Genomic DNA, 14,278 nt, shown 5'->3' with positions numbered 1-14,278 from the left:
AAGCAATGAGTTGAAGGCCATGCGAAACGCTTGCCTTTGACCAGCAATCACCAGGAGAGCTTGATATGACTAAAACCCCTTTTAAGTACGGGGCGCTATCCGCCGCGATTATGGCGGCCACTAGCGTCAGCTCGTTCGCCCAGGAGGGCAACGACACCCAGATGCTCGAAGAAGTCGTAGTGACTGGCATCCGCCAGTCCTTGACCAACGCGATGGACATCAAGCGCGACGCTTCGGGCGTTGTCGACGCCATTTCTGCCGAAGACATCGGTAAATTCCCGGACTCCAACCTGGCAGAGTCTCTTCAGCGGGTCACCGGTGTATCTATCGACCGCTCCAACAACGAAGGGAACCAGGTCACCGTACGAGGCTTTGGACCATCCTTTAATCTGGTCACAATGAACGGTCGCCAGATGCCCAATTCCAACGCACTCGCTTCTAAGGGCATTACCCGCAGCTTTAACTTCCAAGAGATCGCCGCCGAAAGCGTTTCGGGGGTTGAGGTTTACAAATCTGGCCGCGCCACCATCAGTTCGGGCGGCATTGGCTCTACCATCAACATTAAAACCGCCCGCCCCTTTGACTACGAAGGCTTCACCGCCGCCGGCAGCATAAAAGGCATGATGGACCAGAGTAACGAGGAGGGTGATGACATTACCCCCGAAATCTCGGCCATGGTCAGCACCACTTTCATGGACGACATCTTTGGTCTTCTGGTTTCAGGCTCCTACTCTGAGCGTGACAGCCAGAGCCAGCGCGTAGGTACTCAAGCCTGGGTACGCAACCAAGGGCAAGTCGCCGACTCAGATGGCAATGTCATTCCTCCAGACGGCAATTTCTGGGCCCCTTATACCTTTGATGTCGATGTTTCCAATCATTACCGTACCCGCGAAAATGCTCAGGTCGTCTTTCAGTTTGCGCCGTCCGATAGCGTGAGAGCAACTTTGGATTACGTGATGTCGGACTATGAAGAAAATATCGACATGAACCGTACCAGCTACTGGTTTGACAACCCCGTCAGCCAGGTCGACCAAAATGGTACTCCGGTCTCAATCCGCAATCCCAATGACGAGTTAAACTTCTGGGCCTGGGATTATCACTTCCTGACAGAGAACGACTCTTTCGGCTTAAACGTTGAGTGGGATGTTACCGATAATCTGAGTCTGAGCTTCGATGCTCACGACTCCACTTCGCATTCGCAGCCGGATGGAGAGCAAGCCGAAACCATTGCCAACCTGAAAAACCCGCGTCTCGACACCGACAACGACCCTAGCACGCCACCGGTTGGCTTGGTGGATATCGGTGCAGACCTCAATGGTACAGGCCTACCAACGGTTATCTATGACGATTCGGATTTGATTGCGGAAACCGGCGGCGGAGCGTACGACAAGGGCAGCATTGTTTCCGACCTCTTCCAGAAACGTGGTAATGAGATTGAAAACAACATCAAGCAGTACGAAATCGGCGGGCAATGGGACAACGCCGGTGACGGCGCACTTAGGACTGTTCACTTCGGCATTGAATCCACTGAGTACAATGTCGACGCCTACCGGACCGCCACGTTCAGTTTCGTAAACGCGGACCTCACTGACCTTGACTTGAACTTCTACGATCGCGATAATTTCGGCGATGACCTGGGCGACACCAGTGGCCTGTTCCCTTACCTTACGGATTACGACGCAGCTGACTTCATTGATATCCTGGACCAACAGGGCGATTTCTTTGTTAACCCTCCCACTATCAATCGTATAATGGAGGAAACAACAGCCGCCTACGTGGCGCTGGACCTGGAAACTGAGTTTAACGATCTTCCTGTAACCATTAATGCGGGGCTTCGTTACGAAGATACAGACACTGAAGGTACATCAGTGCAAAATGGCTTCGTAGATCTTTACTACCGCAACACTGAAGAACTTTACGTCGTTCCCGGAGAAACGCCGTCAGAACAGACGTTGAAGGGTGGGTACACCCGGTTTCTTCCGAATTTGGATGTTAAAGTTGACTTGAGCGAAGATTGGGTAACTCGCTTCAGCTACAGCAAAACTTTGGCTCGTCCAGACGTTTCGGCAATGTTTCCTGCCACTCAAATCAACGTAGTCCGCCCCAACGGCCCATTTAACGCCACCCAGGGCAACCCAGGGCTTTTACCGTACGAGTCAGAAAACATTGATCTATCCGTAGAGTGGTATTACGGCACGGGTAGCTATGCTTCTATGGGTTATTTCAAGAAATATGTGAGTAACTTTATCGGCTCCACCGTTGAGAAGCGCGAGATTCTCGATGTAAACGGCGAACCCCTTCGTGACCCAAGTGTTGATCCACGTCAAGGTTGCCCCGATGCCTCGACAGACCCTCTCAACGAATCGTGCCTGTCACAAGCAGGCGACCCCGTCGTAACCTGGGATGTGGGTACTCCAGGCAACCTGGAAGACGCCGAAGTAAGCGGCTGGGAAATCAACCTGCAACATATGTTCGGCGAGAGTGGTTTTGGTGCAATTGCCAATGCCACCTTCGTAGACGGCGATGTTGAATATGACATCTCATCGTTCGACCAGTCCCTGGCTTTGACTGGCCTGAGCGATTCAGCTAACTTGATAGGGTTCTACGAAAAAGACGGCCTCCAGATTCGTCTAGCTTACAACTGGCGCGATGATTTCCTGTTGAGCACAGGCCAGCCGCAAAACGGCAATGAGCCGACGTTTACCGAAGCCTACGGTCAGCTGGACTTGAACGCCAGCTATGACATCAACGATTATGTGTCGATATTCCTTGAGGGCTTGAACATCACCGAGGAAACCACCCGCCGCCATGGTCGTTATGCCGAACAGCTGTTAAGCGCTGAGCAGTATGGTTCTCGTTATAACATTGGCATTCGTGCCAAGTTCTAAACAACCGTTGATCGCTAACAGTTAAGCACCATCAGGGAAGGCCGTCACATGTGTGGCGGCCTTTCTCTATCACGCCAATAAGAACAGGCCTCTCCAATTAACGAGGAGGACATCAGGTGGTCAAACCAATTACCTCAGTGGTTATTGTCGGTGGTGGCACCGCGGGGTGGATTACCGCTGGCACCCTGGCAGCCAGAGTCTCCACGCAGGGGCACTCGCCCACCATCACGCTTATTGAGTCACCCAATGTACCCACCGTCGGTGTCGGCGAAGGCACTTGGCCCACCATGCGCTCGACGCTCAGGAAAATGGGCATTCGCGAGACCGACTTCATTCGCCGATGTCACGCCTCATTCAAACAGGGCGCCAAATTTGCCCGGTGGGCGACCGGCAAAGACGACGATTTTTACTACCATCCACTGGTGCAACCCCACCAGTTTTCTCAATTGAATCTGGCCCCGTATTGGCAAGCCGAACGGCAGCAGGCCTCTTTCTCACAGGCGGTATGCCCTCAGGAGGCCCTGTGCGAACATGGGCTCGCGCCCAAGCTGATCACTACCCCCGAATTTGAAGCGGTGGCAAACTACGCCTACCATCTGGACGCCGGCGCTTTTTCCGAGTTTCTCAAAGAGCACTGCACTCAAAACCTGGGCGTGCGTCACCTGCAGGCCGACGTTTCCGGCGTAGAGTCCGCCGACAACGGTGATATCAAGGCCGTCCTGACCGGGCAGGAAGGCCCCGTGGAGGGCGATCTGTTTATCGATTGCACCGGGTTCAAATCCCTTCTGCTGGGCGGGCATTTCCAGGTTCCCTTTCGCTCCTGCAAAGACGTGCTCTTTATTGACCGCGCGATAGCCGCTCATGTGCCCTACCCGGAAGAGCAAAGCCCGATTGCATCACACACCATTTCCACGGCCCAGGATGCCGGTTGGATCTGGGACATCGGCCTCTCATCCCGGCGCGGCGTCGGTCATGTGTACTCCAGCGCTCACACCTCGGAAGAGCAAGCCTACGAACAACTAAAGCAGTATCTCGCCTCCAGCGTTAACGACCCCGAGGCGTTGAAATTCCGCACCATTGATATCGAGCCAGGGCACCGGGAACGGTTTTGGGTCAACAACTGCCTGGCCATCGGGCTATCCGCCGGGTTTCTCGAGCCACTCGAAGCCTCAGCCCTGGTCCTTGTCGAAATATCCGCGGCCATGCTGGCCGAGCAGTTTCCCGACAACCGCGAAACCATGGATGTCGTCGCCCGGCGTTTTAACCGTACCTTTCAATATCGCTGGGACCGCATCATTGACTTTCTCAAGCTTCACTACAGCCTGAGCCAGCGGACGGACAGCGATTTCTGGCTCGATAACCGACACCCGGACACCATTCCCGAGAGCCTGAAGGAATTGACTGAACTCTGGCGTTATCACCCGCCCTGGCATCATGATTTTGAACATGCTGTGGAGGTGTTCCCCGCCGCCAGCTACCAGTACGTGCTCTACGGCATGGGCTTTGAAACCCGCCCCACCCGAGCGCACCACATTGATGAAAACCGGGAACGAGCGTTGGAGGCGTTTCGGGCGAATCAGCGAGCCATTGAGCAATTGACCCAGGCCCTGCCCTCAACCCGCACCCTGATCAACAAAATCCATGAGTTCGGGCTGCAAAGAGTGTGACCGAACCCAACGCCTTCAGACAAAAGAAGAGGATAAGCCTGTGCCAACCCCAGAAATACTTGACCCCAAAAAACATAAAGACCTACGCGTAATCACCGAGCGCGGCGCCCAGTATGGGGAAAATATACACCTTAGCCCAGTGGTCGCGGACGAGCTGCGTAAGCTGGTGCTCGAATACGCTGTTTTTCTTGCCAAGGACGAGGATACAGGGCGCTTCGGTCTCTACGCCCTGTTGGGGTTTGAGCCCAAAGAAAACCTTTACCTGACTCGCTCTAGCTGGAACGCCAGTTACGTACCGCTTCATATCAGACGGCAACCCTTTCTGACGGGAACCACCCACAAGACCAAAAACGACACCCAAGAGGGCCCGAGCGCTCTCGTGGCCATTGATGTCGACAGCCCCCGCGTGAACCGGGAAAGTGGCGAGAGACTGTTTGAGGAAGACGGCTCGCAAACCTCCTTTCTCAGAGAAATGATTCGCACCCTGTCACAGATGATGTCGGGCCAAGCCTCGACCCAGGTGTTTATCGACCAGCTGGTGGAACAAGACCTGATCGAGCCCGCTAAGCTCGATATTCAGTTTACGGAGCGGGAGCGTCGACAATACAGCGGGCTCTACACCATCAAGGAGGAACGTCTGAGCGCGCTGCCCGAAGCTACGCTCGCGCGGTGGAGCGAAAAAGGGTATCTGCAGGCGAGCTACCTTATCTGCTTTTCTCTTGGTCACATTCAACGCTTAGTCGATCAGGTGAACCGTGATGACTCATAAAACTGCTCAGAGGATGACAACCGGCGAGCATTCGGTTCTCGCCACTCTCACTATTTGTCGAAAAGGAGCGGTGTTTGCGTTAATGACCGCCCTGATTGGCTGCTCCCCGGTTGCTGAAACGTCACTGGCGCCCTCACCAACGCCGGAGCACACCACGCCGGCGACAACTCGAGTTGACATTCTGGATGAAAGCGCCAGAGCACTGCTTAACCCCAACACGCCCGTGGAAACCCTGGATCGTGGGTTCGAGTGGACCGAGGGGCCGCTTTGGGTCGAAGATGGCCAGTATTTGCTGTTCTCTGATATACCAAACAACCGAATTCTGAAGTACAGCGAGGGCGGAGGAGTCCAGCCTTACCTGGAACCCTCGGGTGCAACCGGTTTGCAGGCACACGACTACACCGGCGGCTCCAACGGTCTGTTGCTCAACGACAACCAGCACTTGATTCTTCTGCAGCAGGGGGACCGGCGTGTCGCCCGGATGAGGGCCCCGGTCAGCGAGCCGACACCTGAGTTCGAGACACTTGCGGCGCAGTACCAAGGGCAACGATTAAACAGCCCCAACGATGGCGTATTGAACAGCAGCGGAGACCTTTATTTCACCGACCCCGCCTATGGCTTGAACGGCGGGCTGGATGACCCTCAAAAAGAACTCGGCTTTCAGGGGATTTACCGCTTGAGTGCTTCGGGTTCCCTGCATCTTCTGGACGACACCGTGATACACCCAAACGGTATCGCCCTATCACCGGATCAGAAAACACTCTACGTGGGCGTTTCCTCGAAAGACCACCCTCGCTGGCTCGCCTACGATGTGACCGCCTCCGGTGATGTGACCCAGAAACGGGTTCTCTACGACGCCTCCTGGACCAAGGGCGAGCCCGACTATGCAGGCGTTCCCGACGGGATGGCCGTTCACTCCAATGGCCACATTTTCGCCACCGGGCCGGGTGGTGTCTGGGTTTTTACGCCCAAAGGCCAGCCCATCGCGACAATTTTTACCGGACGGCTCACCGCCAACTGTGCGCTGAACGCCGACGAGACGCAGTTGTACATCACCGCACACGATACTCTGATGAGAGTCTCGCTCAAGAAAGCGCCGTAGCCCTAATCCCAAACACGACCACATTATAACGAGGAACAAAGCCATGACATCAAAAGCCTCAATTGGAACCGCCCTGGCCTTGGGCCTGACGCTGGGAGTCGGTACGGGATGCGCCCCAACCCAGGACACCGTCGACGATACACTACGTCCATTTACCCCCTTGCAGTCCATCGCTGACTTCAACGCCACTCCCCCGTCTGCACTTCGTGAGGACTCAGAGGGCACCCGCAGCGAGCTTCGTTCCACCGACAGGGGCCACCAGCAGCTTCACATCCGCTTTTCGCCAAAGGTTCACAAAGCGGCAGTCACCTTACGCCCCGAAAACCTTTGGGACTGGAGCGATTTGAAGGATTTCCACCTCGCTCTGGATGCCCACAACCCGGGGGATGAATCCGTCCAGCTGTGGCTGGGAATTACCGATGCCTCAGGCGCCGTGCGCCGCCAAAGCGTGAACTTGGCCGCCGGTGAGTCAGGAACCTACTACGTCGTACTCAACGGCCCGTTCAATCAACTCGACAGCGGCCTTCGGGAAAATCCCCCACCCTGGGACGCCGATGAAATGTTCTATTGGCGCCACGGCACCAAAGACCTTGACCTTAGTCAGATTCAAAAAATCACCTTGTTTGTCGAGGGCAACCTTACCGAAAAAGTGATCACCGTTGATGACATTCGGTTGCGACAGAACCCGGTGTACTCACCCTCTCACATCCAGCAGTTTGTGGACCAATTTGGACAGAATTCGACTATAGACTATCCGATCAAAATTCACAGTGAATCCGAGTTGAAGCGAACCGCCAAGCATGAACTCGAAGCACTGGAGAGCAATGGCCCCATGGCCGACCGCTCTCGCTTTGGCGGCTGGAAGGACGGCCCCCGCTATGAGGCCACCGGTTATTTCCGCACCAAGAAGGTGGATGGAAAGTGGTGGTTGGTTGACCCGGAGGGTTACCTGTTTTTCTCCAATGGCCTGGCCAATGTCCGTATGGCCAACCTGACCACGTTGACCGGAATGGACTTTCGCGACCCCTCCGTGCGCGAGGTGGACCCGGACGAAGTCACTCCAGAGGACTCAATCGGGATCGTTAAACTCTCCGATGAGGTTCGCCGAACCCGCTATGTGTCGTCGTCGCTGCGCCACGACATGTTCACCTGGTTGCCGGAATACGATCACCCACTCTCCGACCATTACAGCTACCGCCGATCGGTTCACAAAGGGCCCATCCAGTCCGGCGAGACCTTCAGCTTCTATCGCGCCAACCTGGAGCGTCGCTACGGAGAGCAAGCCCCGGAGTCCTACGTCAAACAATGGGAAGACGTCACTCTGGACCGAATGCAAAGCTGGGGCTTTACCTCTATGGGTAACTGGGTTGATCCGGCGTTTTACCCCAACGAACAAGTGCCCTACTTTGCCAACGGCTGGATTATCGGGGACTTTGCCACCCTAAATTCCAAACACGATGTATGGGCGCCCATGCCCGACCCATTTGACACGGAGTTCGTTCGTCGAGCAAAGGTGACGATTGATGTGGTCGCCGAGGAAATTCAAGGCTCCCCCTGGTGTATCGGCGTGTTCATCGACAATGAAAAAAGCTGGGGACGCCCCGAAGGCTCTGTGTCCGAACGCTACGGTATTATTCTTGATGCCCTGTCACAACCCGCCATCCAAAGCCCCGCGAAACAGGCGTTTACCCGACACCTGAAAAAGACCTACAAAAGCATTGCTCAGCTGAATGAGCGCTGGGACACCTCATTTGCGAGCTGGGATGCCCTGGCGGAAAAAAAGTACTCCCCGAGCACTCACACCGACGCCGCTGTTGAGGACTATTCAACCCTCTTGGCGTTACTTTCCGAAGAGTACTTTCGCGTGGTGCACAACACTCTGGAAGCCGCACTTCCATATCATCTCTATATGGGCGTTCGAATGGCAAGCTGGGGAATGCCGGACGAAACGGTTCAGGCCTCTATCAAGTACTCAGATGTTCTGAGCTTCAACATTTACGACGAGGGTGTTCAGCCCCACGCCTGGGACTTTCTCAATGAAATCGACCTTCCCAGTATTATTGGTGAATTCCATATCGGGGCGACTCGTGGTAGCGGCCTCCTCCACCCGGGTCTGGTTATGGCGGATGATCTGGCGGACCGGGCCGAAATGTACAAGCGATATATGGAGAGTGTCGTAGCCCACGACACCATGGTCGGAGCGCACTGGTTTCAATACGTCGACTCACCGATCACCGGCCGCGCTTTCGATGGCGAAAACTATAACGTGGGTTTTGTCTCGGTCACCGACATTCCATACCCCAACATGGTTGAGGCCGCTCGTTCGTTCAACAAAACCCTGTACCCCAAGCGATTCAACGACCAATAACCCCACGACTCAGCCCCTGCCGTCAGGGGCTGAGCTTTCGATCTACAGGCTCCGGCTGAGCTGGATGGCTCACAGAAACCATGTAGATTGTTAACAATCGTGCGAACATGAGGTATGATGCGATGTTAGCGCGAGGCATTACGGGCCCTCAGACCGCCTTTGACGTGGTCTCTGGCCCGTAAAGCCAACATTATAGTAATAAGATGGTACTTTTTTATGGCAAGTTATCGCTCATCCGCATTACGTTACGCGATTATCGTCGCCCTGGGTGGTTTCATCTTCGGTCTCGATGCCGCCCTTATTTCCGGGACCGTCCGGTTTATCACCACCGAGTTTGGTCTATCTGATATGCAGGTTGGCGCCGTGGTGGCCGCTCCCGGGTTTGGGGTCATTTTCGCGCTTTTAGCTACCGGGCATATTTGCAACAAATTGGGGCGAAAAAAAGCACTGATTATCATCGCCGGCCTTTATCTTATTTCAGCGGTCTCCTCCGTGATTGCGCCCAACTTTGAGGCTCTGGTCGCCGCCCGTTTTCTTGGAGGCCTGGCGTTTACCTCGCTCTCAGTCGCCTCTATGTATATCGGGGAAGTTGCTCCCCCCAATATGCGCGGGAAGCTGGTTTCCATGAACCAGATCAACATCGTCCTTGGGCTCTTGGCCGCCTACTTTGCCAACTACACCATCCTGCAGGCGTCCAACTCTGGCGCGGAGTGGGTTGAGAGTGTGGGTCTGGCGACCTACACGTGGCGCTGGATGCTGGGTGTTGAAGTGGTTCCCGCCGCGATCTGGCTGGTGCTGCTACTTACGATTCCCGAAAGCCCGCGTTGGCTGATTCTGGAGGGCCGCCAGGTTGAGGCAAAAACTGTCATGCGCACAGTAATGCACGAAGAAGAGATTGACCTGCAAATCAAAAGTATTGAGGAAAGCGTCCACCACGGTCACAAAGACCGGTCGCTGAAGGCGCAGATTGCTGACCTGTTTGACCGGCGCATCCGTGCCGCTATGCTGCTTGGGTTCACCGTTGCCTTCCTCCAGCCGATTACCGGCATCAATGCTATCATGTTTTATGCTCCTACCGTCTTCGAACAGGTGGGCATCGGCACGAATGCCGCCTTCATGCAGTCAGTTATCATCGGCCTGGTCAGCGTCGTTTCCACCGCTATCGCGCTGCTGCTGATCGACCGACTCGGGCGCCGCCCCTTAATGCTTGCGGGCCTCTGTGCCGCGGCCGCCAGTCTTTTCGTGTGCGCCTGGGGTTTTTACAGTGCCACGTACCTGCTCGATTCCGCGGCTATCAACAGCCTGGCAGGCGCCTTTGATTCTTCCCTTCTGCAGCCTCTGGCTAATATCGAGTATACGAGCGACGTCACCTTCAAAAATGCCGCACGGGAAGTACTGGGAGCCGAAATTGTTCGAGCCAACGATAGCGCGCTTTTGGAGCAGGCCATTCGAATTGATGCAACTCTGGTGTTACTGGCGATCACTGGGTTTATCGCGGCCTTTCACTTGTCGATCGGGCCGATTATGTGGGTCCTGTTTTCCGAAATATTTCCCACCAGTGTTCGCGGCATCGCTATTCCCTGCTTTGCCCTGGTAACCAGCATCGTGAACTATCTGGTGCAGCAGCTTTTTCTTTGGCAGCTGAACAATATGGGTGCCAGCATGATCTTTCTCTTCTACGCAGTATGCATCACCATTGGCGTTGTTATCATTGCTCGGCTTATGCCTGAAACCAAAAATAAGTCCATCGAGGAAATCGAAGCCTCGCTAAGCAGTACCTAAACCGCAGTTTTAAGGGCGGCCGTCAGGTCGCCCCCTCGGCACTTCCCAGCACCATTACTGCATCGTCTACTGTTTACCTCCGACGCCTCCCGCTTTTACTCTTCAGATAGGCAAAAAAAAGCCACAACCTGCACGGCAGGTTGTGGCTAAAGAGAGTGAGAGAGTTCACTCGTGGATGCACTAGACCCAATGGCCTCGAAATCGATACCCAGAGCTTGTGAAACCTCTGGATTCCGCTCAGGACAATAAGCGGAATCTATCAGTTGCCCTCATGACAAAAAGCAACTGGCTTGCAATACGCTTATTTTGGCACCGCCCCCCTAAAGTGTCAACTGTTTTTTGTAAACAACTTTTACGAGACTCTATTTTTGTATACAATATACAACCAACAGGGGAGCAAACTATGACAGACATCGCTATTCTTGGGGAGTGCATGTTAGAGATGGCACCCACCGAACAGGACAATTGTTTTCAGCAAGGTTTCGCTGGTGACGTTTACAGCGTAGCTGTATACATGGCCCGACTCGTTAGCCCCAGAATCAACGTGCGGTTACTGACTGCCGTTGGAGAGGGCGCCATTAGCCTACAGTTCCGTGAAGCTCTGAGGGAGGAGAGAATAGACAGCACCCATGTACTAACCCATCCCAGTCGACACATGGGGCTCTACATGGTAAAAAACGAAGCCGACGGCGAAAGGCACTTCACTTACTGGCGAGGCGAGTCGGCTGCAAAAGATTTCTTCAAAATCATCGATAGTTACGAAATTAACCCGCCAGACTATTTCTTTATCTCGGGTATTTCCCTTGCCATCTATGACGAACCCAGCCTCTTTAATCTTAAAAGCTGGCTGAAGTATCTCAAAGACCGAGGAACAACTGTCGTATTCGACCCCAATTACCGACCCGCTTTATGGAGTTCAACAGGGGCAGCCCTGGAGGTGTACGCGTGGGCTTTCTCCCTATGCGACATTGCGCTTCCTGGCATTGAAGACATGGCCCGGCTTTATGGCCCCGAAACACCGGACGAGGTATTCGGCTTGCTAAAGGACTACGACATTGACACCATAATCATTAAAAATGGGGCGGACCCTATCTGGTATGCCACACCTGAGGAGACCGGCCAGGTTGCCGTCTCCCCCTGCCACAAAGTGGTGGACACTACCGCCGCCGGGGATTCATTCAATGCCGCTTTTCTGGCGACACGGCTATCGGGCGATTCGCTGACCGCCAGCATACAAGCGGGCTCGGCATTGGCGCGCAAAGTCATTCAACACCGGGGGGCCATCCTACCCAGGCAGCACCAATGATCACCCCCAGCCAAAATTTTTTTATAACGACAACCGGTAGACAATATGTCAGAAGACGCAGTGAAACCCAAGCACGTTGAAAAACCCCTAAGTAGAGCGACACAACGAGCCCTTGAGCGCGGCTACGATGAAACCGGCCCCGAGTGGGTGTTTGAGTTTGATATTGAGCCGCTGGGCGGTGACCTAGCCTACGAGGAAGGGATTATCCGGCGGGACCCAAGCGCCGTCATTACGGTAGACGACTGCCTCCACGTCTGGTACACCAAAGGCGAAGGCGAGACCGTCGGCTTCGGTAGCGACAACCCGGACGACAAAGTCTTTCCCTGGGACAAGACCCAAGTCTGGCACGCCACCTCAAAAGACGGTTACCACTGGAAGGAAGAAGGCCCTGCCATTACTCCCGGCGACGACGGCCGCTACGATGATCGTGCGGTTTTTACCCCCGAGGTGCTCGAACACCAAGGGCGCTTCTACCTGGTGTACCAGACGGTCCAGGCCCCCTACCTCAACCGCAGCAAGGAACATATTGCCATTGCGCGCGCTGACTCGCCGTTCGGCCCCTGGACAAAATCCGACGCTCCGATCCTGAGCCCTTCCGAGAATGGCGAATGGCTGGGAGACGAGGACAACCGCTTTATGGTGAAAGAGAAAGGGGATTTCGACAGCCACAAGGTGCACGACCCCTGTCTCATGTTTTATCGCGACCAGTTTTACCTTTATTACAAAGGGGAAACCATGGGAGAGGGAATGAACTTCGGGGGACGCGAAATAAAACACGGCGTCGCCATCGCGGATGACATTATGGGCCCTTATATAAAATCGCCCCTCAACCCCGTGACCAACAGCGGTCACGAAGTGGCCGTCTGGCATTTCAATGGAGGAATAGCCAACATTCTGACCACCGATGGCCCGGAAAAGAATACCTGCCAGTGGGCCGAGGACGGCCTGAACTTTGACATTATGTCCCACATCAAGGGAGCCCCTGAGGCTATGGGGCTGTACCGTGACCCGGGTTACGAGCACTCCGATGACCCGATCAGCGGCATTCGCTGGGGTCTGTGCCACAAATATGACAGCAGCTGGAACTGGAATTACATCTGTCAGTACCGGGCGCGCCGGCAAGTCCTCGACAGCGGCACCTTTCAGCAAACCGGGGGCTCAGGCATATAGACACAAAAAAGCCGGCGATGATGATCGCCGGCTTTTTTGTACGTTCGCCTCTCTGGTGACACAGCGTACTGCCAGCACCGCCTTACAACACTCGAGCCCCTTGCGCGGCATAACACATATACACTTTACAGTCCCGACCATACTCTTGCGCATAAGCCTGGGTAACCTGCTCTTCAATCGCTTGCGCCTTGTTGTTAGGCACCAGCGCGATGACACAGCCCCCAAAACCACCACCGGTCATGCGAACACCACCGTCTTCATCCAAGTGTTGCTCAACGGTTGAGACAATAAAGTCAATTTCCGGAATGGTAATTTCAAAGTCATCCCGCATCGACACGTGAGACGCCTTCATCATCGCGTTCAACGTCTGATAGTCCGTTGAGGCCAACGCTTGGGCGGCAGCTACGGTACGCTCATTTTCGGTGATGACGTGCCGTGCTCGCCGGTAGGCCAGATCATCCAGCTGCCCTTTGTGTTGATTCAGAAGGGTCATGTCGGCCCCTCGAAGGCTCTTCACCTGGAGGTGCTCAGCGGCGCGCTCACAATCCACCCGCCGATCATTGTACTCACTGCCCACCAGTTGCCGTTCGACCCGGCTGTCAATAATCATCAAAGTGAGCGCTTCCGGTATCGGAAAGCGCTCGAAGGTCAACGACTGGCAATCGATCAGCAGCGCCCTGCCCTCCTGACCACCGGCCGAGGCCAATTGATCCATAATACCGCAGCTGCAACCGGCGAAATCATTCTCCGCCTGCTGCGCCACCAGCGCTTGAGTGGAGACATCCAGTTGCAAACCGTTGGCCTCGCTGCAGGCACCGGCGAATGCCACGGACAGGGACGCGGATGAACTCAGCCCGGCACCACGCGGTACATTGCCTTCCACATACACATCCAGGCCGGATAAGGTATGCCCTTTTTCCTGAAGGGCGACACAAACCCCCCGGAGGTAATTTGACCAGGGGCTGTCTTCGGAGCGTACGATGTCGTCTGTAAGAGACCATTCGCTGTAGTCTTCGGAAAAGTTTCCCGCCACCACACGCATAACCGAGCCCGGCCGTTTTCCTACGGCCATGTAAGTGCCATATTCAATTGCGCAGGGAAACACAAACCCGTCATTGTAATCGGTGTGTTCGCCAATCAGATTTACCCGCCCCGGCGCGAAGTAGGAAAAATCCGGATTCCGCTTGAAGAGCGTCCGGAACTGCTCTGTAATTCGATTAATCATT

At 54.9% G+C, this 14,278-nt stretch carries 9 protein-coding genes; 8 read left to right on the top strand and 1 reads right to left on the bottom strand.

The features are described from left to right. The first annotated feature begins 65 nt into the window (after positions 1–65). The 8 genes from AAE484_RS10195 to AAE484_RS10160 all read left to right on the top strand — a co-directional run bounded on the left by AAE484_RS10195 (position 66) and on the right by AAE484_RS10160 (position 13,052). The gene (locus tag AAE484_RS10195; RefSeq protein ID WP_341938281.1) at positions 66–2,888 is read left to right on the top strand and encodes a TonB-dependent receptor; all 2,823 of its coding nucleotides are present in this window, start codon (positions 66–68) and stop codon (positions 2,886–2,888) included. Positions 2,889–3,004: 116 nt separating this feature from the next. Then, the gene (locus AAE484_RS10190) at positions 3,005–4,555 is read left to right on the top strand and encodes a tryptophan halogenase family protein (RefSeq protein ID WP_341938280.1); all 1,551 of its coding nucleotides are present in this window, start codon (positions 3,005–3,007) and stop codon (positions 4,553–4,555) included. Between the two features lie 40 nt (positions 4,556–4,595). Continuing rightward, positions 4,596–5,324 (top strand): SapC family protein, encoded by a 729-nt coding sequence (locus AAE484_RS10185; RefSeq protein ID WP_341938279.1) that lies wholly within the window; start codon positions 4,596–4,598, stop codon positions 5,322–5,324. A gap of 82 nt (positions 5,325–5,406) precedes the next feature. Further along, positions 5,407–6,426: an SMP-30/gluconolactonase/LRE family protein gene (locus tag AAE484_RS10180; RefSeq protein WP_341938278.1), complete on the top strand. Its 1,020-nt coding sequence runs from the start codon at positions 5,407–5,409 to the stop codon at positions 6,424–6,426. A 43-nt stretch (positions 6,427–6,469) separates the two neighbouring features. Beyond that, positions 6,470–8,794 carry an agarase gene (locus AAE484_RS10175; RefSeq protein WP_341938277.1) on the top strand — a complete coding sequence of 775 codons (2,325 nt, stop codon included), beginning with the start codon at positions 6,470–6,472 and terminating at the stop codon, positions 8,792–8,794. 216 nt (positions 8,795–9,010) lie between these two features. Next, positions 9,011–10,576, top strand: coding sequence for a sugar porter family MFS transporter (locus AAE484_RS10170; protein WP_341938276.1), 1,566 nt, complete (start codon positions 9,011–9,013; stop codon positions 10,574–10,576). 403 nt (positions 10,577–10,979) lie between these two features. Continuing rightward, positions 10,980–11,882: a sugar kinase gene (locus AAE484_RS10165; RefSeq protein ID WP_341938275.1), complete on the top strand. Its 903-nt coding sequence runs from the start codon at positions 10,980–10,982 to the stop codon at positions 11,880–11,882. A 45-nt stretch (positions 11,883–11,927) separates the two neighbouring features. Next, on the top strand, positions 11,928–13,052 hold the full coding sequence (locus tag AAE484_RS10160; protein WP_341938274.1) for a glycoside hydrolase family 117 protein: 1,125 nt from the start codon (positions 11,928–11,930) through the stop codon (positions 13,050–13,052). An 82-nt stretch (positions 13,053–13,134) separates the two neighbouring features. Here the strand turns inward: AAE484_RS10160 and galK are convergent, their stop codons facing one another. Further along, the gene (galK, locus tag AAE484_RS10155) at positions 13,135–14,277 is read right to left on the bottom strand and encodes a galactokinase (RefSeq protein WP_341938273.1); all 1,143 of its coding nucleotides are present in this window, start codon (positions 14,275–14,277) and stop codon (positions 13,135–13,137) included. Between the last annotated feature and the right edge of the window lies 1 nt (position 14,278).

It is taken from the genome of Marinimicrobium sp. C2-29, from assembly GCF_038419845.1.
GTDB lineage: Bacteria > Pseudomonadota > Gammaproteobacteria > Pseudomonadales > Cellvibrionaceae > Marinimicrobium.
This window is presented reverse-complemented; position numbering and strand designations above follow the sequence as displayed.